Origin of the sequence: Streptomyces sp. E-08, from assembly GCF_049913095.1 — a bacterium.
Lineage (GTDB): Bacteria > Actinomycetota > Actinomycetes > Streptomycetales > Streptomycetaceae > Streptomyces.
On the sequence record NZ_CP183971.1, the window covers coordinates 7,895,336 to 7,918,830 of the forward strand.

20 protein-coding genes and 1 pseudogene are annotated in these 23,495 nt (G+C 69.1%); 11 read left to right on the top strand and 10 right to left on the bottom strand.

The window, feature by feature from the left end; translation table 11 throughout:
* Positions 1-2 precede the first annotated feature (2 nt).
* Positions 3-875, top strand: coding sequence for a MurR/RpiR family transcriptional regulator (locus tag ACN9MM_RS36095; protein WP_426367978.1), 873 nt, complete (start codon positions 3-5; stop codon positions 873-875).
* A gap of 417 nt (positions 876-1,292) precedes the next feature.
* Entirely contained in the window at positions 1,293-2,078 is a 786-nt protein-coding gene (locus tag ACN9MM_RS36100) for a DUF4389 domain-containing protein (protein ID WP_426367979.1), read from the top strand.
* Positions 2,079-2,216: 138 nt separating this feature from the next.
* Here the strand turns inward: ACN9MM_RS36100 and ACN9MM_RS36105 are convergent, their stop codons facing one another.
* Entirely contained in the window at positions 2,217-3,056 is an 840-nt protein-coding gene (locus tag ACN9MM_RS36105; protein WP_426367980.1) for an SDR family oxidoreductase, read from the bottom strand.
* 92 nt (positions 3,057-3,148) lie between these two features.
* Between ACN9MM_RS36105 and ACN9MM_RS36110 the strand changes: the two genes are divergently transcribed.
* Complete coding sequence (locus ACN9MM_RS36110) at positions 3,149-3,520, top strand: winged helix-turn-helix transcriptional regulator (protein WP_426367982.1); 372 nt, start codon at positions 3,149-3,151, stop codon at positions 3,518-3,520.
* Between the two features lie 224 nt (positions 3,521-3,744).
* Here ACN9MM_RS36110 and ACN9MM_RS36115 read toward each other — a convergent pair whose 3' ends face one another.
* Positions 3,745-4,629: an alpha/beta hydrolase gene (locus tag ACN9MM_RS36115; protein WP_426367984.1), complete on the bottom strand. Its 885-nt coding sequence runs from the start codon at positions 4,627-4,629 to the stop codon at positions 3,745-3,747.
* Positions 4,630-5,048: 419 nt separating this feature from the next.
* Here ACN9MM_RS36115 and ACN9MM_RS36120 point away from each other — a divergent pair, with 419 nt between their 5' ends.
* A complete protein-coding gene (locus ACN9MM_RS36120; RefSeq protein WP_426367985.1) occupies positions 5,049-6,416 on the top strand; it encodes a pyridoxal phosphate-dependent decarboxylase family protein in 1,368 nt (455 codons plus the stop codon).
* A gap of 182 nt (positions 6,417-6,598) precedes the next feature.
* Here ACN9MM_RS36120 and ACN9MM_RS36125 read toward each other — a convergent pair whose 3' ends face one another.
* Positions 6,599-7,120, bottom strand: a complete 522-nt coding sequence (locus ACN9MM_RS36125) for a hypothetical protein (RefSeq protein WP_426367986.1) — start codon at positions 7,118-7,120, stop codon at positions 6,599-6,601.
* A gap of 202 nt (positions 7,121-7,322) precedes the next feature.
* Here ACN9MM_RS36125 and ACN9MM_RS36130 point away from each other — a divergent pair, with 202 nt between their 5' ends.
* On the top strand, positions 7,323-9,725 hold the full coding sequence (locus ACN9MM_RS36130) for a hypothetical protein (protein ID WP_426367987.1): 2,403 nt from the start codon (positions 7,323-7,325) through the stop codon (positions 9,723-9,725).
* Between the two features lie 225 nt (positions 9,726-9,950).
* Here ACN9MM_RS36130 and ACN9MM_RS36135 read toward each other — a convergent pair whose 3' ends face one another.
* The gene (locus tag ACN9MM_RS36135; protein ID WP_426367988.1) at positions 9,951-10,565 is read right to left on the bottom strand and encodes a hypothetical protein; all 615 of its coding nucleotides are present in this window, start codon (positions 10,563-10,565) and stop codon (positions 9,951-9,953) included.
* 558 nt (positions 10,566-11,123) lie between these two features.
* Here ACN9MM_RS36135 and ACN9MM_RS36140 point away from each other — a divergent pair.
* Positions 11,124-12,188 (top strand): protein kinase family protein, encoded by a 1,065-nt coding sequence (locus tag ACN9MM_RS36140; protein ID WP_426367989.1) that lies wholly within the window; start codon positions 11,124-11,126, stop codon positions 12,186-12,188.
* Positions 12,189-12,941: 753 nt separating this feature from the next.
* Here the strand turns inward: ACN9MM_RS36140 and ACN9MM_RS36145 are convergent.
* Complete coding sequence (locus ACN9MM_RS36145) at positions 12,942-13,313, bottom strand: hypothetical protein (RefSeq protein ID WP_426367990.1); 372 nt, start codon at positions 13,311-13,313, stop codon at positions 12,942-12,944.
* Between the two features lie 382 nt (positions 13,314-13,695).
* On the opposite strand from ACN9MM_RS36145, the gene ACN9MM_RS36150 reads away from it, so the two are divergent.
* The 4 genes from ACN9MM_RS36150 (at position 13,696) to ACN9MM_RS36165 (ending at position 16,839) form a co-directional block, all read left to right on the top strand.
* The gene (locus ACN9MM_RS36150; protein WP_426367992.1) at positions 13,696-14,331 is read left to right on the top strand and encodes an IS110 family transposase; all 636 of its coding nucleotides are present in this window, start codon (positions 13,696-13,698) and stop codon (positions 14,329-14,331) included.
* Positions 14,332-14,495: 164 nt separating this feature from the next.
* On the top strand, positions 14,496-15,005 hold the full coding sequence (locus tag ACN9MM_RS36155; protein WP_426367993.1) for a hypothetical protein: 510 nt from the start codon (positions 14,496-14,498) through the stop codon (positions 15,003-15,005).
* Between the two features lie 81 nt (positions 15,006-15,086).
* Complete coding sequence (locus ACN9MM_RS36160) at positions 15,087-15,653, top strand: hypothetical protein (protein WP_426367994.1); 567 nt, start codon at positions 15,087-15,089, stop codon at positions 15,651-15,653.
* The gene (locus tag ACN9MM_RS36165) at positions 15,640-16,839 is read left to right on the top strand and encodes an MAB_1171c family putative transporter (RefSeq protein ID WP_426367995.1); all 1,200 of its coding nucleotides are present in this window, start codon (positions 15,640-15,642) and stop codon (positions 16,837-16,839) included. The genes ACN9MM_RS36160 and ACN9MM_RS36165 overlap by 14 nt, the downstream gene beginning before the upstream one ends.
* An 18-nt stretch (positions 16,840-16,857) precedes the next feature.
* Here the strand turns inward: ACN9MM_RS36165 and ACN9MM_RS36170 are convergent, their stop codons facing one another.
* The 4 genes from ACN9MM_RS36170 to ACN9MM_RS36185 form a co-directional block, all read right to left on the bottom strand.
* Entirely contained in the window at positions 16,858-18,135 is a 1,278-nt protein-coding gene (locus ACN9MM_RS36170; RefSeq protein ID WP_426367996.1) for a hypothetical protein, read from the bottom strand.
* A gap of 122 nt (positions 18,136-18,257) precedes the next feature.
* Entirely contained in the window at positions 18,258-19,535 is a 1,278-nt protein-coding gene (locus tag ACN9MM_RS36175; protein ID WP_426367997.1) for a hypothetical protein, read from the bottom strand.
* A 777-nt stretch (positions 19,536-20,312) separates the two neighbouring features.
* Positions 20,313-20,435 carry a hypothetical protein gene (locus ACN9MM_RS36180; protein WP_426367998.1) on the bottom strand — a complete coding sequence of 41 codons (123 nt, stop codon included), beginning with the start codon at positions 20,433-20,435 and terminating at the stop codon, positions 20,313-20,315.
* Between the two features lie 1,193 nt (positions 20,436-21,628).
* Positions 21,629-22,063 carry a hypothetical protein gene (locus tag ACN9MM_RS36185; protein ID WP_426367999.1) on the bottom strand — a complete coding sequence of 145 codons (435 nt, stop codon included), beginning with the start codon at positions 22,061-22,063 and terminating at the stop codon, positions 21,629-21,631.
* Positions 22,064-22,234: 171 nt separating this feature from the next.
* Here ACN9MM_RS36185 and ACN9MM_RS36190 point away from each other — a divergent pair.
* Positions 22,235-22,735 (top strand): annotated as a pseudogene (locus tag ACN9MM_RS36190) (IS5 family transposase); the annotation flags it as partial.
* A gap of 16 nt (positions 22,736-22,751) precedes the next feature.
* Here the strand turns inward: ACN9MM_RS36190 and ACN9MM_RS36195 are convergent.
* A complete protein-coding gene (locus ACN9MM_RS36195; protein ID WP_426368000.1) occupies positions 22,752-23,078 on the bottom strand; it encodes a hypothetical protein in 327 nt (108 codons plus the stop codon).
* Positions 23,079-23,495 lie beyond the last annotated feature (417 nt).

The following is a 23,495-nucleotide window of genomic DNA, read 5'->3' on the forward strand; positions in this document are numbered from 1 at the left end:
CGATGGCCTCTGGCGCACTCGCCGACGTGATCCGGCACAAGCTGGGCGACCTCAGCCCCGCCGAGCGCAAGGTCGCCCGCGTCCTCCTGGCCAACTACCCCTCCGCCGGCTTCGAGACCGTCGCCGTCCTCGCCGGACGGGCGGGCGTCAGCGCCCCCACCGTCATCCGCTTCGTCAACCGGCTCGGCTACCGGGGCTTCCCCGACTTCCAGACCGCCCTGCGCGAGGAACTCGACGAACGCAACGCCTCGCCCCTGTCCCTGTACGAATCCGCCGACCGCGCCCGTATCGACGAGGCGACGGACGGCGAAGGGTCCCTTCTCGGGCGGGGAAGCAGGCTGTTCAGCTCCGCCGTCGCGCAGACCCTCACCGAACTCCCGCCGCACGACCTGGAACACGCCGTCTCGCTCCTGGCCGACGGCAGACGGCGCATCACCCTGGCCGGCGGCCGCTTCACGCATCTCCTCGCCCAGTACCTCGGACTGCACCTCATGCAGTTGCGTGGTGACATCCGCCTCCTCCCCGCGGGTGACGTCGAGCGGACCGCGGCGCTCGGTGCGCTGACACGCCGCGACGTCCTGGTCGTCTTCGACTACCGCCGCTACGAGCAGGACAAGGTCACCATGGCCGAACTCGCGCTGGAACAGGGGGCGAAGGTCGTCCTGTTCACCGACCGATGGCTGTCCCCGGTCTCCGCCCACGCCGAGGTCGTGCTGCCCAGCCTGGTCACGACGCCGTCGCCGTACGACAGTCTCGTGCCCACCCTCGCCGTGGTCGAGACCGTCGTCGCCGGAGTCGTCGCGGCACTGGGCGAGGACGCGCCCGCGCGACTGCGGCACACCGAAGAGATCGCGCGGCGCATCGGGCTGCAGTGACCGGGGCCATCGGCTCGCGGACCACACCGGCCGTGCCCGGGCTGCATCGCCGTGCGGCCGGTGAACCGCTGGCAGAAGCGCAGGCGAGGCGCCTCTCCGCTTGCCCCGGGAAGAACCCGAGCTTCATCGGTGAGTAGCTGACCAGCAGCAGACACCGTCTGCTGCTGGTACGCGTCTCACGTGGCCGCTGACCAGCGAAAACGGCATGGACTCGGACGAGGTGTACGCGACCGGTCCGCGATACGGCCCGGATCTCGGTCGGGGCGGCGGTGAGTCGGCGCATGCTGAGGGGCTCCAGACTTCGGGCGGCCCCCCCGTGTGGTCCCGATGGCCCCGTGGCGGTGCGACGGCCGGCCGGCTGCGGCAGCATCGACGTGACCTGGGAGAGCGCGGAGAGCGGGAGAGGCGGATGCGGTCATGACAGCAGGTTGGGAGCCCCGGCCTTCGGCCGACGCCGAAGGAGTCGAATGGCGGCCGGCTCTGGACGTGCCCCCGCCGGGGGAGCAGCGTCGCTGGACGGTACTGCTGCGCTGGCTGCTGCTCCTGCCGCAGTTCATCGTCGTCGCCGTGCTGTCGTTCGCCGCATTCTTCGTCACGATCGCGGCCTGGTTCAGCGCCCTGGTCCTGGGCCGCCTGCCCGACGCGATCTCGTCCTTCCTGTACTCGGTCCTCGCCTACGAGACCCGGGTCTCGGCCAGTGCGGCCCTGCTCGTCGACCGCTACCCGCCGTTCTCCTTCGACGCCCCCGACTACCCGGTGCGCATTGAGTTGCGAGCCACCCCGCTCAACCGGCTCGCCGTGCTGTTCCGGCTGATCCTGATGATCCCGGCGGCGATCATCAGCAGTCTCGCGCAGGCCGGCTGGTTCGCGATCAGCTGGGTGTTCTGGCTGATCGGCATCGTCCTGGGCCGCCTCCCCGAGCCGGTCTTCGGCGCAACGGCGGCCGTCGTCCGGTACCGGATGCGACTGGTGGCCTACGCGACGATGCTGACGCCGGTGTATCCCAAGGGACTCCTGGGCGACGCCCCCGAGGCCGCGTCACAGCCCGCGTATTCCGCGACGCGTCCGCTTCGCCTGAGCACCACCGCTCAGGTACTGGTCTGGCTCTTCCTGCTCCTCGGGCTCGCGGGGAACCTGGTCTCGGGCACGGTCGACTACGACGATGCGGACGACGACCGCCCGGCCGCGGGCGCCGGCGCCTGACGGGTGGGGAACGGGTTGCGGCGCGGCTCGGAGGCTTGTTGCTGGCCACGCACAAGTCAACGGGGCTCCGCGCAGGTGGGCGCCTCGTGCGGCCACAGCCGCACGAGGCGCCAGGTGTTCTTCCGTTGAGTCGTTGCCTCAACGGAAGACGGCGATGTTGCGGGCGACCCAGTCGCTGAAGGGACGCGGGGCGCGGCCGACGACTCGTTCGACGTCCGGGCTGATCCGCAGTTCGGCCGGGTTCGGGGCGGAGACGATGTCGAGGGTGTCGTCGGCGAGCTCCACCGGCACGAACCGGGTCATCATGGCCTTGGCCTCGTCGCGGGTGAGTTCGTGGAACCGTACAGGCGAGCCGAGTGCGGTGGCGATCGCCTCCGCCTGCTGACGCGGCGTGATGACCTCTGGCCCGGTCAGCTCGTACACCCCGCCGGCGTGCCGGTCGTCCAGCAGGCAGGCCGCCGCGACGTCGGCGATGTCTGCCGGGTCGATGACCGGCACCCCCACGTCGCCGAAGGGCGCGGCGACCGTCCCTTGCGTGCGGACGGACTCAGCCCAGGCCAAGGCGTTGGAGGCGAAGCCGCCCGGTCGCAGGACGGCCCAGGCCAGGCCGGAGTCCCGCAACGCGTCCTCCACCGCGCGCATCGCGACCCGCGACGGGCCGAGCGGCCTGGTCGCCACTCCCTGCGAAGACAGCAGGACGACTCGGCGGACCCCACGGGCCGCGGCCAGGCCGATGATGTCGGCCGGCCTGGCTTCGGGTGCGTGCAGGTCGCCGGACAGCAGGAGGAACAGCGCTTTCGCCCCGTCCAACGCGGGCGTGAGGCTTGTCGGCTCGGCCAGGTCGGCCGCCACATGCCGGACGCCGTCCGGCACCGCCACCGCGTGCCGCGACACAGCCGTCACCTGCTCGCCAGCCTTGGCCAAGGCCTGAGTCAGAGGTCGGCCCACATTCCCGGTGGCCCCGGTCACCACAATCATGTTCAGCTCCTGGTCAGTCGTGCAATACGGCAATTGACGCTAGGAGTTGGGCTTACTTTTCGTAAGAACATACCCAGAGGTAAGCTCCGGACATGAAGGAAGGCGCGCAGTTGAAACAGGCCGAGGTGGGCAATCGGTATGAGGTGTTTCACACCGAGTGCCCCGCGCGGGACATGGTCGACCACGTGACCAGCCGATGGGGCATCTGGGTGCTGATCTCCTTGCGGAACAACGACCTTCGGTTCTTCGAGCTGCGCAACAGCATCCAGGGCATCAGCGAGAAGATGCTCGCTCAGACCCTGCGCGCGTTGGTCGAGGACGGCCTGATCTGGCGGGAGGTGGAGCCGACGACGCCGCCCCAGGTCACCTACGGGCTGTCTGCCTTCGGCCAGGAGATCAGCGAGCCGCTGACGGACTTGTTCAACCGGATCACGCAGCGGCTGTCGCCGCAGAGCCCGGGATAGTGCGGTAGCGGCCGGCCTCGCCCTGACGGGAAGCACCATGCTGTGAGCCCGGTAGGTCTGTCACGGCACCCCTGTACGGGTCCGCGGCCCCGCGGGCAGGCCCGACGACGCTTGCCCCGGGTCGTCGCAGTGCCCGCGATGCTTCTGGAGGCCGACCGCGGAATGTGCGTTGTTCCGCAGCATCAGACGCACGCTCGGCCCCGTGTGTCACGAAGCGTCCGGTGCTACATCTGCTTCAGCTCCGTGTGCACCGCCTCTGCGATGGCTGCCGTCGCGTTCTCCGCGAAGAGGATCGTGTAGTGGTTGGTGTCGTCGACCCGGCGGGTGGTGATCCGGTCGGGGGAGAGGTCGCCCGCGGCCAGACGCGCCTCGTCGTACAGCCCCTGAGGCTCGTTCATCACTCCTCGCTCCGCCCACAGCATGGTGCCGCGCACCTCCGGCTGGTGGATGGCGGCCAGCGTCTCGGGGTCGCCGATGGGGCCCGCGCCGTCCGCACGGATCGCGTCCAGGACGCAGCTGCTGCGTATCTCGGGGGGCTCGCCGGCCAGGTCGCGGTCCACGTATGCCTGGATGTGCGGGCCCCAGTGGGCCGTGAAGGCCGGGTGCTCACGGAAGAGCGCGCGATACGCGTCGCCGTTCGGGAAGGTCGTCCTGAGCCGGCGCATCGCCGGGCCGATGACCGACTCGATCACCTCGTCGATGTCCGCGCCGCCCGGAATCGGGAACCCGAGGCCACCGTCGACCAGGACCACGCGCGGGAAGCGGTCCGGGTGCCGCGCGGCGGCCACCGCGGTGGTGAAGGCCCCCAGGGAGTGACCGAGGAGCAGCACCTGACGCAGGCCGAGGTGATCGAGGACGGCGAGGACGTCCTCGACGTGGACGGGGATGCCGTAGGGACCCGGCAGACCAGCACTGCCGGCCCGGCCTCGCAGGTCCGGGGCGTACAGATCGATGTCGCCGAGCCGCTCGGCGACGGCGCCGAAGGACAAGCTGTTGCCCGTGATGCCGTGCAGGGCGATGACCGCAGGCCCTTCGCCCGGCCAGCGGGCCACGGCGAGGTCGCCTCCTCGTACGGGGACGGCGAGTTCCTGCGGAGTACGCGTGGTCATGCGGACCTCTTCCATCTGTTCGGTCTCCGTAAGCCGGCGCGGTGAGACCGCCACGGGCCATGGAGACGGCCGACACGAAGAGTGTCCTGAGAACGGGCATGGGTTCAAGGGCTGGGTCCCAGACCGGCAGAGACCGGCCCCGGCACACCGCCGCGGTCGAGGCACCGCGGCGAGGAACGCCTGGGCGGCGAGCCGGGCGCCCGCGCCCAGATGGTTCCCCCATCCGCCCATCCGCCTCCCGCCCCCGTCCCCGTCCCATCCAATCCATCGGACGCGACGTCGGGCTCCGGGGCGAGTACGTCGACCCGTCGGGGGAACGCGACAGCCGGAACGCATCCGGACTCTCCCTCCGGATCTCGCGAGGGACCCCGACCGCGGTCGGCTTGCGGGGCGGCGGCGACGGTCGCATAGTCCGAGGTATGGACGCGCGTGAGGCGGCGCTCCGACAGGCGTACGAGCATGCTGTCCGGTGGCTGGCGAGCCTGCCCGACCGCCGGATTCCCGCCCGCGCCTCGGTCGACGAGGTCGTGAGCGCGCTCGGTACCGAAATTCCTGCCGGCCCCGGCACTCCCGCCGACGTCGTCGACCTGCTGGCCACGGCCTGTGAGCCGGGGCTCACCGCGTTCCCCAGCGGCCGCTTCTACGGCTTCGTGGTGGGCGGCACCGAGCCGGCCGCCCTGGCTGCCGACTGGCTGGTCAGCGCCTGGGACCAGAATTGTGTGATGCGCACGGTCTCGCCCGCGTACGCGGCGGCGGAGGAGATCGCCGGCGCCTGGTTGCTCGATCTGCTCGGCCTGCCGAGCGGCAGCTCCGTAGGCTTCACCACGGGTGCGACGATGGCGAACTTCACGTGTCTCGCCGCCGGGCGGGACTCGGTGCTGCGGCGCACCGGCTGGAACGTCGCCCGCGACGGCCTCACGGGTGGCCCGCCCGTGCGTGTCGTCGCAGGCGAGTCCCGGCACATGGCCATCGACCTGGCCTTGCGCTACCTCGGGCTCGGTCGGCCCGACCTGGTGGCGGCGGACGGTCAAGGACGCATCGAGCCCGAGGCCCTGCGCGGGGCGCTGACGGCGGGCGGACAGGGCCCCACGATCGTGATCCTCCAGGCCGGCGACATCCATTCCGGCGCCTTCGACCCCTTCGCCGCGAGCATCCGTGCGGCGCGCGAGGCGGACGCCTGGGTCCATGTCGACGGCGCGTTCGGACTGTGGGCAGCGGCCTCGCCGCGCTACGCCCACCTGACGGCGGGCTGCGCGGACGCGGACTCCTGGGCGACGGACGCCCACAAGACGTTGAACGTCCCCTACGACTGCGGACTCGCGATCGTGCGCGACGCGTCCGCGGTCCGGGCGGCGATGGGCCAGCGTGGCGACTACCTCATCCAGCACGAGCACGGCGACCCCATCGACAAGGTGCCCGAACTCTCGCGGCGCGGCCGAGCGTTCACCGTGTGGGCCGCTCTCAGGTCCCTCGGCCGATCAGGCGTCTCCGACCTGGTCGAGCGGCTGTGTCGTCACGCGTCCGCGTTCGCCGCCGGCATCGCCGGGATCGACGGCGCGACGGTTCTCAACGAGGTCGCGTTCACGCAGGTCTGTGCCGAGTTCGGCAGCGTCGGACGCACCGAGCGGGTACTCGCCCGGCTGCTCGACGACGGCACGGCGTGGATCAGCGGCTCCACCTGGCACGGCAGACGCGTCATGCGGATCTCGGTGAGCAACTGGTCGACCACCGACGACGACGTGGCGCGCACACTCGACGCGATCCGGCGTGCGGCCACAGAGGCCTGACGACAGTCGAACCGCCCGTCGCGCCTCCCTGCACCGGCGGTCGAAGACAGCGGTGTCGTCGAAGAGCGCGGGCCGGACGGAGTCCGGCTGGGACGGCCGGCCATCCCGAGCCGTCGGCTCACACGACCCACCACGAGATCCATTCGTCCGACATGGCCTGCCGCCCGCACTGCGGGCGGCGGTTACTCGTCGACCTCCTCGTCTTCGTCGTACCAGCCCTCGATCATGCCGACGAGGCCTTCGTCGATCGGGTTGTCGAACTCGTCCTCGGTGACGAGGAGTCGGCGCAGCGTGTTCAGGGGGTACCAGTGGTCGCCGGGCTTGGCGTCGGGTGCGCCGACGCAGGGGGTGTCCAGGTACGCGGGGTCCGGGTCCGCCGGGTAGAAAGCCGGGAGCAGACCGAAGGTGACGTCCGGTTCGAACTTCCACACCCAGCCCTCGCGCCGTCGGCGCAGGGTCTCGCCGATGTACCACACGGCACCCTGGACGAAGGGGGAGCGGCGCTGGGCGGTGATCTCCTCCGGCTCGGCGAACGTCTCCTTGACCAGGTCTTCCAGGACGTCGAGGGAGGCATCGGAGAAGTCGAACCCGTCGACGCCGCCGGCTTCCCGAGCCCAGCTCTCGAAGGCGGCCCGGCGTTCGGTGAGCCAGACCAGGAGGTCGGGGTGGCGGGTGGAGTCGTAGTCGGAGTGGGGTGTGGTCATGGCCAGAACCTACCGAACCGTGCTGCCGCCCGCGCAGGATCTCCTCGGACTCATCACACGACGCGTCAACAACGGCTTGTACGTGGGGTGTTGACGGCCCCTAGTGTGGTGGGGCGGCAGGAGCGGGCACGATACGGGGGCCCCTTGTCCGGCCTGCCCTCGCAGTTGTGAGTCCCGTGGCCCCCACGACCAGGGACACTACGTGAGCACACCCATACGACAGCGTCTGAAGAGGCGCTTATCTGCCGCGCTGGCCGTCGTCTCCTCGGCGACGGTGCTGCTGGTCGGCCTGCCGTCCGCGGCGTCGGCCGCGCCCGGGGACTACGCGAAGATCACCGGCGGCAAGCGGTGCGATCAGATGCACCTGAAGAGGACCATCCCGCGTACGCCGAACAACTCGGGTGCGCCGACGGGTCAGCACCACTGGACGAAGTCCGGGCCGGACGAGGAGTACTACTACGACAACGCGTTCAAGGGGTTCGAGAACGTTCCCGCGCCCACTGCGGCCGAGCTGGGGCAGGTCACCGGCAGCCGCGCGGACATCGACAAGTGGGACAACGCCTATGCGGCCTCCAAGGATCCGGAGGACATGCGCAAAGCGATCTACTCCCGCTACAAGCGGCATCGGAACGAATCGAACAACCCCAAGCCGTTCGGCAGCTGGAAGGTCAACCTGATCAGCGCGCAGGTCAGCAAGCAGAAGGGGGGCGTGTTCGAGGTCAAGGCGGTTCAGGACTTCAACATGGTCGGCCCTGACTGGCTGTGCGAGGTCACGATCGAGATCTTCGACAAGGACGGCAAGAAGATCGCCTCCCGGCGGTACGACTCCTACAACCAGCGCACCGGTGACCTGGGGGAGTTCAAGTCCGACGGGAAGCGCAAGCCGGCCCAGCTCCGGGCCGACAAGATCATCCTGCGGCACAAGGACGCGAAGTACGACTTCACCCGGCACCGCCTGACGATGTTCACGTCGGAGAAGCCGAACGGGGCCACCCTCCGCGACTACAAGGCCGAGAACGACAAGCTGCGGGCCGAGCGGGGGACGGGGAACAATCCGATCCGGATCGCGGAGCGCCGGGCGACCGCGAAGGGCCTGTGGCCGCAGACGAAGTACACGAAGACGTACAACGTGTTCAACCCGCTGCCGAACCGCGGCACCCAGGGCCCGGGCGCCTCGATGGCCTACGGGTCGGGACAGAACCCGTCCCAGGCCCGGCAGTTGCAGAACCAGTACGTGGCGAACAACTCCCGGTCCGCGCTCGGCCGGGGCCCGGGCGGGGTGGACTTCTCCACTCTGGAGCTCCAGTACGTCGGCAACCCGGTCAAGGGCAAGGCTCTGGACTACTCCATGAAGGCCGACCTCATGCCCGATGAGGACGACAACCCGGGCTGGGGTGGACAGGCCAAGCTCGAACTGGCCTCCGATGCCCTGTTCACGTGGCTGGCGCTGACCCCGGACCGGCAGTGGGTGAACCTCAACCCCGACCAGCCCGACATCATCATGGACAAGACGTTCGGTGAAACCGACGCCGGCCGTGTCCTCCTCGTGGCCGACATGGAGATGAAGCGGGACTTCTCCCGTGCCATGGACCCCAAGAAGTCCCCGGGCAAGGAGTTCATGGACGCCGCCCCCAAGGTCGACGGGGTGCCGTGCTGGGGATCGGGACGCAACTGGATCGTTCCCGGCCGGGCGAAGGTCCGCGAGCAGGACGGCGGGATCTACATCCTCGACGCCCCGCTGAAGGTCAACCACGCGGCGATGGACTTCTCCACCCCCGTACCGGGAGAGGACTGCTCGAAGAGGCTCAGCAAGGAGGAGAAGGAGCGCAGCCACCGGCTGATCACCCAGTATCTCGTCCCGCACGTCGAGAAGCAGATCAACACCGACCCCAAGTACGCGGACCTGCGCCGCGTCTACAAGTCCCGCGTCGCGGCCGAGTGGATCCGCCAGCAGGACGCGAAGAAGGCCACCGACTTCCGTCCGATCATCAACAGCAACAACCTGAAGCGGTGGCCGCTGCGTGGCGAGAACGCCCACTGGGACAAGCGGACCGTGTGGAGGGAGATGGTGAAGTCCTTCACCGAGGGTGACTTCACCTACGAATGGCCCCTCGGCGACGGCCGGATCTACACGTTCTTCGTCGGCGGCATCGACTTCGCGAAGGCCCCCAAGCGGAACGTCACCGGCGCCGAGTTCACTGCCCAGCACCGTGAACTGCCCCGCGCGACCAAGGACTCCGTACGCACCGAGACCTCTGCTCGCGACAGCGACACCGCGTTCCTGGGTGGCAACGGCGCCGCCCTGACGGATGACGGGAAGCCCGACCCGACGCCGACGCCGACGCCGACGCCGACGCCGAAGCCGACCGACCCGACCGATCCGCCCACGTCGCCGGGCCCGGCCCCGACCAAGCCTGGCAACGGCGACACCGGCGGCAGTGGGGGCGCGACGCCTCCGGCGAACCGGCCGGACCCGGACGGCGGCCTCGCCGACACCGGATCGGACACCCCGATCGGCCTGATCTCCGGGATCGCCGCGGCGATCGCCGCCACCGGCGCTGCCCTGGTGTGGTGGATGCGGCGTCGCCGCAATGTCCAGAACTAGCCTGAACGACAGCACGAAGAGGAAGGGCCCCACCCCGGTTCGCCCCGAGGTGGGGCCCTCGCCTTGTGTGCTTGGTGGCGGCTGACCAGACGCCGACGCGGGATCGACGTCCGGTCGTGGGCCCGATGGCTGCTCCAAGGCCCGGGGAGTCGGAGGACGGCCGTGGCCCGGCGTCGTACGACACAGCGGGAGCCGTGCGGCCGACCTGGTCGTTCCGGCAACTCGTCAGGCGAGGACGTTGACGGCACGGGCGACCACGAGCCCGAGAATGAGCAGCGACACCAGGGACTGAACACCCATGGTGATCTTGGCCCAGGGGGCCAGGGGCATGACGTCGGTGGGGCTGAAGGCGGTCGCGTTGGTGAGCGCGAGGTAGAGGTAGTCGATGTAGCGGGGTCGCCAGTCGGCGCTGGTCAGCCGGGGATCGAGCTGTTGGGGGAAGGCGAGCGCGGGGCTGGAGGGCATGCGGTGGGCGCGGGAGGCGGGTCCACCGCTGTCGAGCTCGAAGAACAGCAGGGAGAAGGCGAGGACGGTGCAGGCCCACACCGTGCCGCCGGTCTGCAGCAGGCTGGTGGCGGAGCTGGTCTCCTTCCCGGCATGGAGGATGTCGTCGACCAGTTGCACGGTCGACCAGACGGCACTGAGGGCCAGAACTCCCACCAGGGCGATCGACAGGCTCCGCAAGGCGGCCGTGCGTCGGTCGATCCGGCCCGGGTCGCCGGCGATGAGCGCCAACAGGAGCAGTCCCTCGATGGCAGGGAGAACCCAGCGAGGTGCCAGACGGAGGTCGTCGGGGAGGAAGACGGTCAGCACCATGGCGATGACGACGGCTGCTGCCATCGGCCATCGTGGCTCGCCCAAGGACTCGTCCGGCCTCGGGCTCTCGGTCGTCTCTGGGGTGCTTCCGGTCACGGTGGCGGCCCTAACGGTCGGATGTGAAGTGTTGGCGCTGTCCTGCCCTCGGAAGGTATAGCGGCCGGGCGGACGGACGTCGGATCCCACGCGTGGTGCGCGACAGAGCCGGACCCGACCGTGAGGCGGCGCAAGTGTGGGGAGGGGACGGCGCGACCCGCGGTCCAAGCCCCGCGGGACGACTGGGGGACACGTACACGTACACGTACACGTCCATGGCACAGGCCCACCGGCCGACCGGCACCGACTCCGGCGCCTGTTCCCCGGGAGCGGCCCCGGCGCCCCGGCGCAACCGGCTTCTCCGGCCGGGGGCGCCGTCCATGGTGGCGACCGCGCTGACGGCGACCGTCGGCGCCGTACACCCTGGTTGCGTTCGGGGACGGCTTCGAGGGCGTGCAGGGGCGTGCAGGGGTCGTCTCGGCCGATAGGGTCGATCACGTTCATGAGATCACCGACGCCCTGGTTCGGGGTACTGAGGAGCCGTCGATGTACCACCCGGACCCGTGGCATGCCGCGCGCCTCGCCACGTACGGGACCGTCGCCACACGCCTGTCCCTGCTGAGCGACCACCGGCTCGGCGAGGTCGTGGCGGCCGTCGCACCGCTCGGGTCCGGCATCGGCGGCAGGTCGGCGGAGTTGGACATCGACGGGACGCGTGTCTTCGTCAAGCGGGTCCCCTTGACGGACATCGAGTTGCGGCCGGAGAACGTGCGGTCGACGGCGAATCTCTTCGGACTGCCGATGTTCTACCAGTACGGAGTGGGGTCGGCCGGGTTCGGAGCCTGGCGCGAGCTGGCCGTGCACACCATGACGACCCACTGGGTCCTCGGAAACGAGTACGAGGGCTTTCCGCTGATGTACCACTGGCGGGTCCTGCCCGACTCCCCTCCCGAGGGGTTCGCCGACGAGTTCGGGGGCATCGACGGAGCGGTCGCGCACTGGGAGGACTCACCGGCCGTGCGCGAGCGGCTGGAGGCCATCGGCCGGTCCTCCCACAGTCTGGTCCTCTTCCTGGAACACGTGCCACAGACGCTCGCCACGTGGCTGGCCGACCAGCGAGAAGCCGGCCAGCGAAGCGCGGGCGGCTCGCCCTACCCATGGGTGGAGGAGGCTCTGGCACGCGGGACCGCGTTCATGAGCTCTCACGGGCTCGTCCACTTCGACGCCCACTTCCGCAACATCCTGACCGACGGACGACTTCTCTACTTCGCGGACTTCGGACTCGCCCTGAGCTCGAGCTTCCAACTCGCGGCGAATGAGGCCGAGTTCCTCTCCCAACATCTCGCCTACGACCGCTGGTACACCCCGAGCCACCTGCTCCGCCACCACTTGCCCGACGGCATACGGGTCGACACGGATCAGGAGGCGTTCCTCCGTGAATGGATCGCCGGCCGCAAGCCCGATGGCGTCACGCCGGAGATCGCCGCGATCATCGAACGACACGCCCGGACCGCCGTCGTCCTGGACGCGTTTCACCGCCGTCTTCTCGCGGAGAGCAAGCGGACGCCGTTTCCGGCCTTCGAGATCGAGCGAGCCTCGGGCGCCCGCTGAGGCCAGAACCCTTATGACGTCGGGCGCCTGACGATCCAATCCCATGCCGAGAGGGACGCCCGACACAGCAGGTTCTTGGTGTGCTGGTGGTACACGCCTCGCATGGCCGCTGACCAGCGGAAACGGCCACGATACGGCCAAGCTGCAGGCGGCTGGTCCGCGTATGGCCCGGAACTTGGTCGGCACGGAGCGGGCTCCTTGGCAGATTGCCCGTGGCGGCAGCCAGTCGGCACGCCAACGAGGGGCGGGCCGACAAGTCTCCACGGAGCACGCCTCGATCCAACGCGCCACGAGACAGAGGCGCCAGGGCTTGGACCGCGGAACGGGCAACAAGTCGGCTGCTGCGGAGCACCCGAAGGCCCTCGAGTAGTGGATGTCATGGCACAGCGAAGGACGAGGTCACCTGCGCGGGGACCATCCCAGAGGAGGCCGGTACTTCGACAGCATCGGCCAGACAGCGCCATTGCTTGAGCCTGTTGATGCACCGCTCGACCGTGTTGTGGTGCTTGTAGGCCCCGCGGCCGAAGGCCGGCGGACGGACGCTGAGTGGGCCGCACCGTTTGCGGTAGCTCAGGCAGATCGCGGCCGAGGGCCTGGCCCGGATGTACTTCCGCGCCAACAACAGCCGCGCGCCCGGCTCGGACGGGGAGTTCACCGACGTGGAGCTGCTCGGCATCGAGCTGTAGACCGGCCCGCGTAAAACGCCTGGTCCCCGCCATTGCGACTGAGCGCTCCAGCTGGCGGGTGAGCGCTTCAGTTGGCGATTCGGTTCGCGGAGACAAGCCACCGCCAGCGTCGACGCTCCGTGACGAGGGTGGCCGCGGCCAGCAGGGTCACGGGGGCCGCCGCCCAGGCGGGCCAGGCCAGCCATGAGGAGACCACGGCCGCGGCGAGCTGGAGCAGCACCAGCAGGATCGTGGCCCATCCCGGCACCGCGATGATCACGTTGGCCTTGTCCCCCGGGGTGGAGAGCAACGTCGGAAGGCCGATCAGGGCCAGCACGGACAGGGCGGCAAGCAGCCATGAGTGGCTGGCCAGGGCCCAGGGGGTGGCCACCCACGCGACGAGTTCCGTCGCGAAGCGCAGGGCGGACGCAGCGCGGTCGTCCGGCCGTCTCAAGATCATTGCCCCATCAGCAGCGTCGGTCACCCGCGGACGATCTCACGGCGCGCGGCTGACTGCCAGGGTTTGGGACGCCGCCGTCATCGCACCATGGCTCCCCGTCTATGCCCACCGGGGAGGCACGGCACGCTGAGCGCTTCAGCCGGCGAGACCCGCCACGTGAAGCGCTCCTTACCGTGTTGGCGGGTTGATTCCGGTCCTTCGTACGATCGGGAGACCCAGGGGCCTGGGTGTGGCTGGAAGCGCTCATGCCGTGGTTGTGGCTTTGACTGATTGGCCGCCCAGCGCCCCGCGACGACACGGCCACTCATTGGGATAAGCGAACAGAGATCGCTTCGTAAGGACACGTCGGCGTGGTCGTCTGCAGGCACCGGTCAACCGATCGATGAGGGAGGCTCGGGAGCCCGAGCTGTGGGCGGGGACGGATGCCGGCAAGGCCGCGCATCACTGCACGGTGATCGACACGGACGGAACGAAGGCGCCATCGCGCCGGGTGCCCAACAATGAGCCCGAGCTCCTGGAGCTGATAGGCGACGCCCTCGCGCTGGCCGAGGACAGCCCGGTGACCTGGGCCATCGACCTGAACGCCGGCGGCGCTCTGCTGATCGCTCGGCTGACCAGCCATGGCCAGCGACTCCTCTGCCGTCCCCTCGGTAGCCACGGGAGCCCTGGTGGACGGTTCACGGGGCGCCGGTCGGCGGGGACTTGCCGGTCGGTGCTGAGGCTATTCCGATCGTGCGGTGGCCTCTCGATCAACGGGCGCGTACGTGTGTCGGCAGAGATCCGGCCGAGGCGCGATGCGAGGGCGAAGCATCCGGTGCCGGTCGAAGATCGCGCCCGGTTCCGCGAGGTCCTCGCACAGGTGCCCACCCACGGGCCGGCGGACGCTTTGCCAACGCGGCTTGAGATCAGTGGAAGGCGCTCAGGTGAGTGTCAGAGTCGGTCTGCTGCCTGGGGTCGAGATCCGGGCCGAGCAGTCGCAGACCATGCCGGCCCCCACCGCCGCAAGCGTCGACGGTGAGACAGGCCCAGCCACCCATCCGCAGGCGCTGGGCCGCAGGTCTCGTCTCGTCGAAGAGCCCCATGGGACCGTCTGGCCACGGCCAGGGACGCCACGCGAGGCGTCCTCGCCGGCCCCGCGCGAGGATAGGCTAGGTGGTCTCAGGCGGTGAAAGGGCGAGCGGTGTGAATGACGGGGACAGCTCCAGGGCGGAGGCGGAGACTTCCGCCGACCCTGAGGCTGCACGACTGGGCGAGCGGCTCGAGTTCCTGTTTGCTCACGTGCAGCCGTTGCATCGCCGCTACACCTTGCAGGAGGTCGTCGCCGGCATCAGTGCTGCCGCCGGGGACGGGGAACCGAAGGTCTCCGTCGGCCGACTGTGGACGCTGTTGAAGGGAAAGGCCGGAAATCCCACGATCGGCACACTGCGGGCGGTGGGTGACTTCTTCGGCGTCCCACAGGCCTACTTCATCGACGACGAGGTTGCGGAGCGCGTGGCGGCCCAGCTCGCGCTGATCGCGGCGATGCGGGAGAACGACGTGCGCTCGGTCGCACTACGGGCGGCAGCCGTGGCCACCATGTCCGCGCAGGGTCTGGACATGGTGCGCTCTCTGGTCGAGCAGAGCGGCGCGTTCGACTCAACCGGTGGCAAGCGCCCGGACGAGGGCCAGGCTCCGCAGGACGCCGCCTCGTAGCCTGTTCTGAGCGGCGCTCTAGAATCCATGTGCGGGCGGGGGGCCCGGTAGATTGATGCCGTTCGAGTGTGGGGGCGTGGAGTGCGGGAGCAGGACTGGCGTGCGTTCAAAGCGCACTGCGACTCCTTGATCAGACAATTGGACCTGCCGCGGCAGTTCACCATCGAGGCGCTGGCGGACGCCGTGGCGCGGCACCGGGGCCGACCCCTGCGTCTCTTCCCCCTCCGCCAGGAGGACGGCGCGGACACGCAGATCTGCGGCGTGTGGATCGCGCTCGGGGACAGCGATCACGTCTACCACGCGGTGGGAACGAGCTCGCTTCACCAGTCGCACATCGTGCTGCATGAACTGGCGCACATGCTGCTGGACCACCGGCAGGTGGGGGAGCCGGACGAGGTGGCCCTGCGGCAGCTGTTCCCGGACCTCGACCCCCGGATGGCGGCTCGGCTCCTGGCACGCGATCCGGTCCGAACGGACGAAGGGCAGGAGGCCGAGGCCGAACTGCTGGCCTCCTTGCTGTGGGAGTACGTCGACGCGCGGCCGTCCGCGCTTGCTTCGGCTCCGATCGGGTCCGTCGACGCGATCTCCTTGGCGATGGGGACCTTCGCGGACACATACCGGTGGCGGGTGAACGTTGAGGCCGTATGAGCTGATCACGCTTCCGCTCCTGTGGCTCCTCAGCGCGTACGGCCTGGCCGGGTGGCAGGCGGCTCCGCGACGCAACAGAGTGCTGACGGTGATGTGGGGCTCGTGGACGCTCGCGGTGACCCTGGGCACGCCGGCAGTACGACGGGTGACGGACGCGCTCATCGGTATCGCCAGTATCACGAACCTTCTGGTGCACGTGGTGGGGCTGGTCGGCACCGCCGCGGTCATCGAGTTCGTCCGGGAGATCACGGGCCGGGCCCGGGGCCGCGTGTCCCTGCTGAACATGCGTCTCCTGGCCGCCGAGTCCTTCACCTTGGCCGTCGTGTTCGCGGTGATGCCGCGACCCGACGGTGAGGTGGACCTGCTGACGTACGGCCAGAAGTCCGTTGCCGGGTTCGCGTACTGGACCCTGCTCACGTCGTTCACCGCGTTCGGCGTCGCGGTGGCGGCGCGGGTGTGCTGGGCGCACGGGAAGCAGGTGGCCCCCGGCCCGGCGCGCACGGCGATGTGGTTGTTGAAGTCCGCGTTCCTGGCGGACGCCGTCTATCTCGTACACCGGCTGGTCTATGTGACCGCACAGCAGCTTGGCTGGAGAGTGCCGCAGTCGGCGGTCGTCACCACGGTGACCCAAGCCCTCCTCGGTCTGACGTGGGTGCTGTTCGGCCTTGCCGTCCTCTGGCCGGGTTTCGCCGAGTTCCGGTACAAGCGGGCCGTTGTCGCGCAGCAGAAGCGCATCATGCCACTGTGGCGGCTGCTGCAGGCGGCGACGCCGGGCGTGGTGCTGCCGCTGCCCGACGAGCTCAGGCACGGCAACCCCCGACTGAGGCTCTACCGGTGCGTCATCGAGATCCAGGACGGCATCCTCGCCCTGGAGACGCACCTGAACTCCGGTCATCAAGCCCGAGCGGAGGCCGCACTGCGGCAGGCGGGAGTAGACGAGGCCCATGTCGCGCCGGCGGCGGAGGCGGCCTTGCTCCGCTACGCCAGCCAGGCCTCGTCGGACAAACGCGATCCCGCGCCGGGGCGCAGGCTTCAGGTACGGCGCGAGTCGGACGCCCTGGATGGCGAGATCGCGTGGTTCGCCCGGGTCTCGGCCGCCCTTGACCGTCCCGAGGTCCTCAGGACCGCCCGGGACCTGTCGCCCGGCACACCGAGGCGGGCCGGGCGACAGAGCGAGCCACACTGATCGCGGGGAGTGGCGCTGCTACTGCGGTGCGTCCCAGTTGCCGGAGAGGGGGATGTCTCCGTCGTCGCCCCAGGTGAGCTGCGTGAGGAGTGATCCGTCGGCTGCGCGGAGGTGGAACTGGTGGGCGCCGGGTCGGTAGATGCCGAGGTTGTCGGGGCCGGTGTTGTCCCAGTCGCCGACGACGGGGAGGTCGCCGGTGGTGCCCCAGCCGACCTTCTTGAGGGTTCCGTCGTCCATGCGGAGGTGGAATTCGTGGGTGGAGGGGCGGTAGATGCCGTAGTTGTCGGCGTGGCCGCCGTCCCAGTTTCCGGAGACGGGGATGTCGCCGTCGTCTCCCCAGGGGGCTTCGGTGAGGAGGGTGCCGTCGTCGGCGCGGAGGTAGAAGGTGTGGTTGGTGGGTCGGTAGACGCCGACGTTCTCGTTCTTTCCGCCGTCCCAGTTGCCGCTGATCGGGATGTCGCCGGTGCTGCCCCAGCCGATCTGCTTCTCGGTCCCGTTGTCCATGCGGAGGTGGAAGGTGTGGGTGGAGGGCCGGTAGATGCCGACGTTCTCGGGTCCCTGTCCGTCCCAGTTTCCGGCGATCGGGCGGTCGCCGACCGTTCCCCAGCCGATCTTCCTCAACTGGCCGTCGTCCAGACGCAGGTGGAACTCGTGTGTCGAGGGACGATAGACCCCCACGTTCTCCGGACCCGGATCGGGCTGGAACAGCACGGCGACGATCAGCCCGGCGTCGCCCGCCTCGGGCTGGTAGCGCTCGGGGAACGCCGAGCGCTGTACCGTCTGACAGACGTCGCCGATCTGACGGGTCTCCCAGTTGTTCACGGTCAGCATCACGTCCAGAAACGCGTTGGTGGACCAGGTCGGGTTCATCCGGTTCTCGAACGAACCCCAGCTGGCCCGCTGCTGGAAGAGGCCCACGCTGTCGTGGTCCTCCTCGACCGGGTTGTTGCGCAGGGTGCTCTCGACTATCGCGGTGGTCACGGCGATGACAGCCGCGCGCTCGGACAGCCCTCGGGAGCGGACGGCGGAGACGATCGCCCGTGCGCACGACAGCCGGTAGGGCGTCATGAAGCCGCGGAGCTTGCCCGTCAGCGCGGGGTTCAGCTGGTCGGCCAGGGCCTGGTCGGAGCCGAGGACGGGCCCGCATGAGTAGTCCTGCGCCCGGGTCACGGCGGCAGGGTTCGACAGGTCCGTGAGGTCATCGGCCTGGGCGCCCGTGGCGCCGGCGAGAGCGCCGGCGGTGATGGCGGTGGCGGTGGCGAGGCCCGTCGCATGACGGCGCAGGCGTGAATACATGGTGATCTGCTCGGCTTCCGGATCGAGAGGGGAGAAGGACGGCGCGCTACTTCTGCCGGGGGCCGGGTCGGGCGGGGCTCATGAGAGGGGCCGTACGCCGTCCCCCGGCAGAAGAGAGGGCGTTACTGCGGTGCGTCCCAGTTGCCGGAGAGGGGGATGTCTCCGTCGTCGCCCCAGGTGAGCTGCGTGAGGAGTGATCCGTCGGCTGCGCGGAGGTGGAACTGGTGGGCGCCGGGTCGGTAGATGCCGAGGTTGTCGGGGCCGGTGTTGTCCCAGTCGCCGACGACGGGGAGGTCGCCGGTGGTGCCCCAGCCGACCTTCTTGAGGGTTCCGTCGTCCATGCGGAGGTGGAATTCGTGGGTGGAGGGGCGGTAGATGCCGTAGTTGTCGGCGTGGCCGCCGTCCCAGTTTCCGGAGACGGGGATGTCGCCGTCGTCTCCCCAGGGGGCTTCGGTGAGGAGGGTGCCGTCGTCGGCGCGGAGGTAGAAGGTGTGGTTGGTGGGTCGGTAGACGCCGACGTTCTCGTTCTTTCCGCCGTCCCAGTTGCCGCTGATCGGGATGTCGCCGGTGCTGCCCCAGCCGATCTGCTTCTCGGTCCCGTTGTCCATGCGGAGGTGGAAGGTGTGGGTGGAGGGCCGGTAGATGCCGACGTTCTCGGGTCCCTGTCCGTCCCAGTTTCCGGCGATCGGGCGGTCGCCGACCGTTCCCCAGCCGATCTTCCTCAACTGGCCGTCGTCCAGACGCAGGTGGAACTCGTGTGTCGAGGGACGATAGACCCCCACGTTCTCCGGACCCGGGTCCACGACGTCGTCGACCACGTTGTTGGCACGCACCGGCTTGAACGTGCCGTGCCCACTGAAGTACGGGTAGGGGATGGTGCGGTACTGGACGCCCCCCGGAGTGAACTCGTAGCCCATGTACGAGGTGTGCGAGGCGTCGGTCCAATTCGCGAACAGGGCTATGTGGCCGTTCGGACCTGCACCGTCGTTCAGGAGGGCGTCTCCCGGCTTCAGGTCGGCCTTGTCGATCCACTCGGCCGCACCTGCGGGCACATAGCTGGTGGTGTCCAGTCCGGGACCTCCCAGCTGCCAGGCCATCGAGGCATAGCCGGAGCAGTCCGTCCGATACCCCTGGTAGGTGCCGCCGCCGGAGTACACCAGCCCCAGTCCCACCCAGGAGTTCGCACGCTGGAGGACTTCACTGCGGGTCAACGTGGGGGCGGCAGCCAGACGCGGCGCCACGGCCGGGGTCGGGTTGGCGACCCCGACGCCGCTGGGAGACGCCGCGAATGCGGCCGGCACGGGATTCGTCGAGGCCACGGCCGGGCTCGCGGCGGCGAAGCCCGCAACCAGCAGGGTCGCGGCAGTGAGCGCCAACGAGCGACGAGTGGTGATGGACATGCAGGGATCCCCCCGGATCGATGGAGTGCTGGGGCGCAGCCGCCCGCTGTTTACGGGCGACGGCTGACAGCGCGGAGTGTTCGGCCTCTTCTGACGGCCCGATGACGGGTGCACATGGCCGTGTCGCGCTGCGTCATCCTCCCCCTGACGCAGCGCCAGAGTCAATCTTTATTGAAAGGATCAGCCTGGCCGGCCTGTGGAGGCGTGCAGCTTGAGGGTCCTCGCTCGCGCCGCCGATGCAATCAAACATCGTACCTGTCACGTAGTTGCTGCTCGTAAGGTTGTGCTTCGCGGGGCTGACCGTCCGTCCTTGGAGTTTCATTACATTGAAAATCGAGGAGATGCCTCCCGCGCTGTTGCGCGTTCGGGACGGGCCCCTGGCAAGGTCAGCCAACGCCCAGCGAACGGGATGACCCACAGGTCTTTGGTCGACATGCACATGTCGCAGCTCAGTCGCATGCTTCCAGGCCAAGGAGCACTGCCGGCCCGCGGCCGACAGGCGGACGCCTGCGACCTCAGCGGGGTGGGGACGGGTCGGGAGGCGCTCGTGGAGGACGAAGTCGAGCTGGCCCGCCACCGGGCAGCCCGGGTGCGGCCCACGGCAGGACGAGACGGTGCCCGGGTACCCGCTCGTACGTCCAGATGTACTCGGACACCGGTCGCGGCAATCGCCAGATCCGTCCCGCGCTTCGCGGCGAGGTGCTCGGCTGCCGCGGCGATACCCGGCATCGCACGGGTCCGGGCGTCCTCGATGCGCCAGGTCTCGGAAACGACGACTCAGTCGATGTCCTTCGTGGCACGGGCGGAGTCGCCGAACGAGGCGTCCATCGGCATGCTGCCGCGCAGCACGAGGCAGTCGGCCCACGGCGCCCCCCGCTTGCAGGTAGCCACCGCGGTCAACCGGTTCTTCTCGCGGCGAGCGCTGTCGCAGTAGAGCCGGTTCCGCGGAACGGCCGGGCCCTGCCCGACGACGTTCTTCGCACGGTTGGCCGACTTGGTGCCGCCGGGTGGTGAACACCGTCTTGTTGTGCTCGGTCACCGCCCTCTCGGGTACTCCCCGCGCGGCGTGATGTGCGGGAACCGGCCGTCGGGCGCAGCGATGGACCGCGCTCGCGACACGGACGAGGACCACATGCCGGCGCTGCCCGAGGGGCCACGCGGGGCTGTATCAGGCAGGAGTCTCGCCGGTGCGGACGGGGTCCTCAACGGCGTACGGGACGGTCGACGCACGTAGTTCGCATGATCGAAACGCCCTCGCAAACCCCGCAGAAGCAGCGTGGGGTGACCGCGGCCGAGACAGCCCACGGCCCCGTCCGCGACCAGGTCGCGGAACGGGACCGTACGGTGTGTGCGGGGTGCCGGGGCAGGCGGCCGGCGGCGACCACGCGGTTGTTGTGCGTCGTCGGCGCCCGGCCGTGTGCTCAGCGGCGGAGACGGTCACTCCCTCGACGAGCAGATTGGAGTGCTCCTGAAGACCGTCCAGGAACTGGCGTAGTACTGGAAGAGCACTTGGATGCTCTGGCACCTCAAGCTCGCCTGCTGCCTCATCACCCACCGGCAAATGCTGTCCCTGACATGACCGTCACCCGCTTCACGCTCGGGAAGGTCCGGCAGACTGGCCGCGTGAACCGTGAAGACCGGGCATCCGCACTCGACCGGGACGACAGCACCTCTGCACGTGCAGCCCGGGCTCAACTCCAGGTCGGCGCGGCCTTCAAGTTCTTCGGAAGCCAATCCGCCTCTGCCCACAGCTCTGGAACATCTGGTCCCACCGGCACCAAGTCATGCTCGAAACCGGTGTCACGCCTCGTCCCGGGCTACCCGAAGCTGTCGCCAGACTTCATGCCGCAGGAACAGCCCGGATCTTCCTGGCGACGATCACCGGCTCAAAGCGACGGTTCACCATCTTCCTCTCGGAAGACCTCACCTGCTGCGTCGCTTGCATGTAGCGGGCACCTCCTTGTGTGAGCAGCTCTCAGCCTGGCGGTTGACAAGACGGATGGAGAGCTGATGGGGATCGTTGAATTTCCCCACCCCGGGCTCAGGGGTGGGACACGTGCTCACCGGGATTCCCCACCCGCGTCGAAGCAGCATCAGCGCGGAACCCTTCCCGCGGTGAATCCCTCGCCGTCCTGGAACTCGACCAGCACTCCGCTGTCGACGAGATAGATCCAGCATTCAGGAGAGCACTCCAACACTGCTTCCGCCTGGACTGCTACAAGAGCGGCAGGCAAAGCCACGGACGGCACTGCGAGATTGCTCCAGAACACGACTGCGAGTTCGTCCGCCCCAGCGCACGAAGCAACCAGCCTGCGCAGTTCGTCCGCGTCGAACGACTCGCACCGCTCGATGACTTCGGCCCCTGCCCAGTCCAGCCGAGTCGATCCCACAGCTCCGAAGCGCCCCACACTGAGTGCGGCGAACGTGCGGTCCTCCCGGAACGACAGCACCATCGCTGCTTCGCCGACGACATCCAGTAGTGCCGCGATCACCTCTGGGTGCGTTCCATACTTCTTGCCAACGCTCACAGTGACTTCTTACCCGCCTCAACGATGTCCCGTGCGGCAACAGGCTACGTCCCCTCAGACAAGCCAATCGATCATCGGTGTACAAGCAGGGACTGAGGAACGAAGAGCAGACCTGGGGATTTCACGGATCCCCATCGGAGCCGCGTGCCTCAACGGGATCCTGTTTAAGGACGACGCCCCGGGCACCACCACCCCGACGAGGGGCTCGGACGGTCCCGGGGCGGGCTCACCTCGCCGGGGAAGGCGGATGCCGCCCGATGGCTCTCCTGATCACTTCAGGCCAGTGGGGGCGACGCCCCGCAGATGATCGAGGTCCTGGACCGGATCCGGGTTCCCCGCCCACTGGGTGGACGGCCCCGGACCCGGCCCGACCACGTCAGCGGCGACAAGGCATACAGCTCCCGCCGAAACCGCCGCTACCTGCGACGGCGCGACATCAAGCAACACCATCCCGGAACTGAAGGACCAACGTGCCAATCGCCGACGCAAAGGCAGTGCGGGCGGAAGACCCACCGGCTTCGCCCCTGACCGCTACCGGCGCCGGAACGAGGTCGAGCGGACCATCAACCGCCTCAAGAACTCCCGTGCTGTCGCGACCCGTTACGACGCGCGGCCTACGTCTTCCACGGCACCGTCACCGCAGCAGCAGTCCGCCTCTGGCTCAAGCCGTGACCCACCGGGACCGAGCTCAGAATCCCGGGGCAGGGATGAAGCTTGGCCACCACGGGGGCACACCGTTGGGGCAGGGAGGAGAGGCGGCGCCCTCCCAGAAGAGCGAGATGACGCACCAGGCAACGCCGAGGAGCGTCACCGCGAGGACAAAGGCATGGAGAAGGGGACGGCTCCCAAGAAGGGCGCCCACCGCGACCCAGGCCAGCAGCAGGACCGTCCAGAGGCCCGGGATGAACAGCCACAACAGGAAACCGCTGTTGGCCGCGTTGTTCACACCCACGTCGCAAGCGGTCCACGACCTGCCCAGGAGCGTGGCAGCGGATATCGCGAGCAGCAGAGCCACCGCCGCCCCGAGACATCCATGCAACCGTCGACTCCCCACAGGCCCCCCGTTCGCCTTCCGCTGCGGGAAGAACCGGATCTGCGCCGCTCATCACTGCCGCATCCATCCAGTCCGCGGCGCTGATCAACAGGGAATGGACGCTCCTGAATTCTAGTAATCACATGATCCGCCGGACAGTGCCTAGGCAAGGGGGCCTCCTCGACGAGTCGTCGGGCGGTGAATGCAAAGAACGTCACCTCGCATTCCACGATGAAGAACGTCAAACCGGCCCCGTAGCGGTGTGCCGAGGCCGGACTCCAGGCCGGCAGACGGCCCGCATCGACCCCGACGCGGAAGACAGGGACAGGTGAACGGCGGGGACGCCCGAGGGCCACATGGTCATGGGCTCCGCATCAGGACCGATCGCCGTCAGTGAAG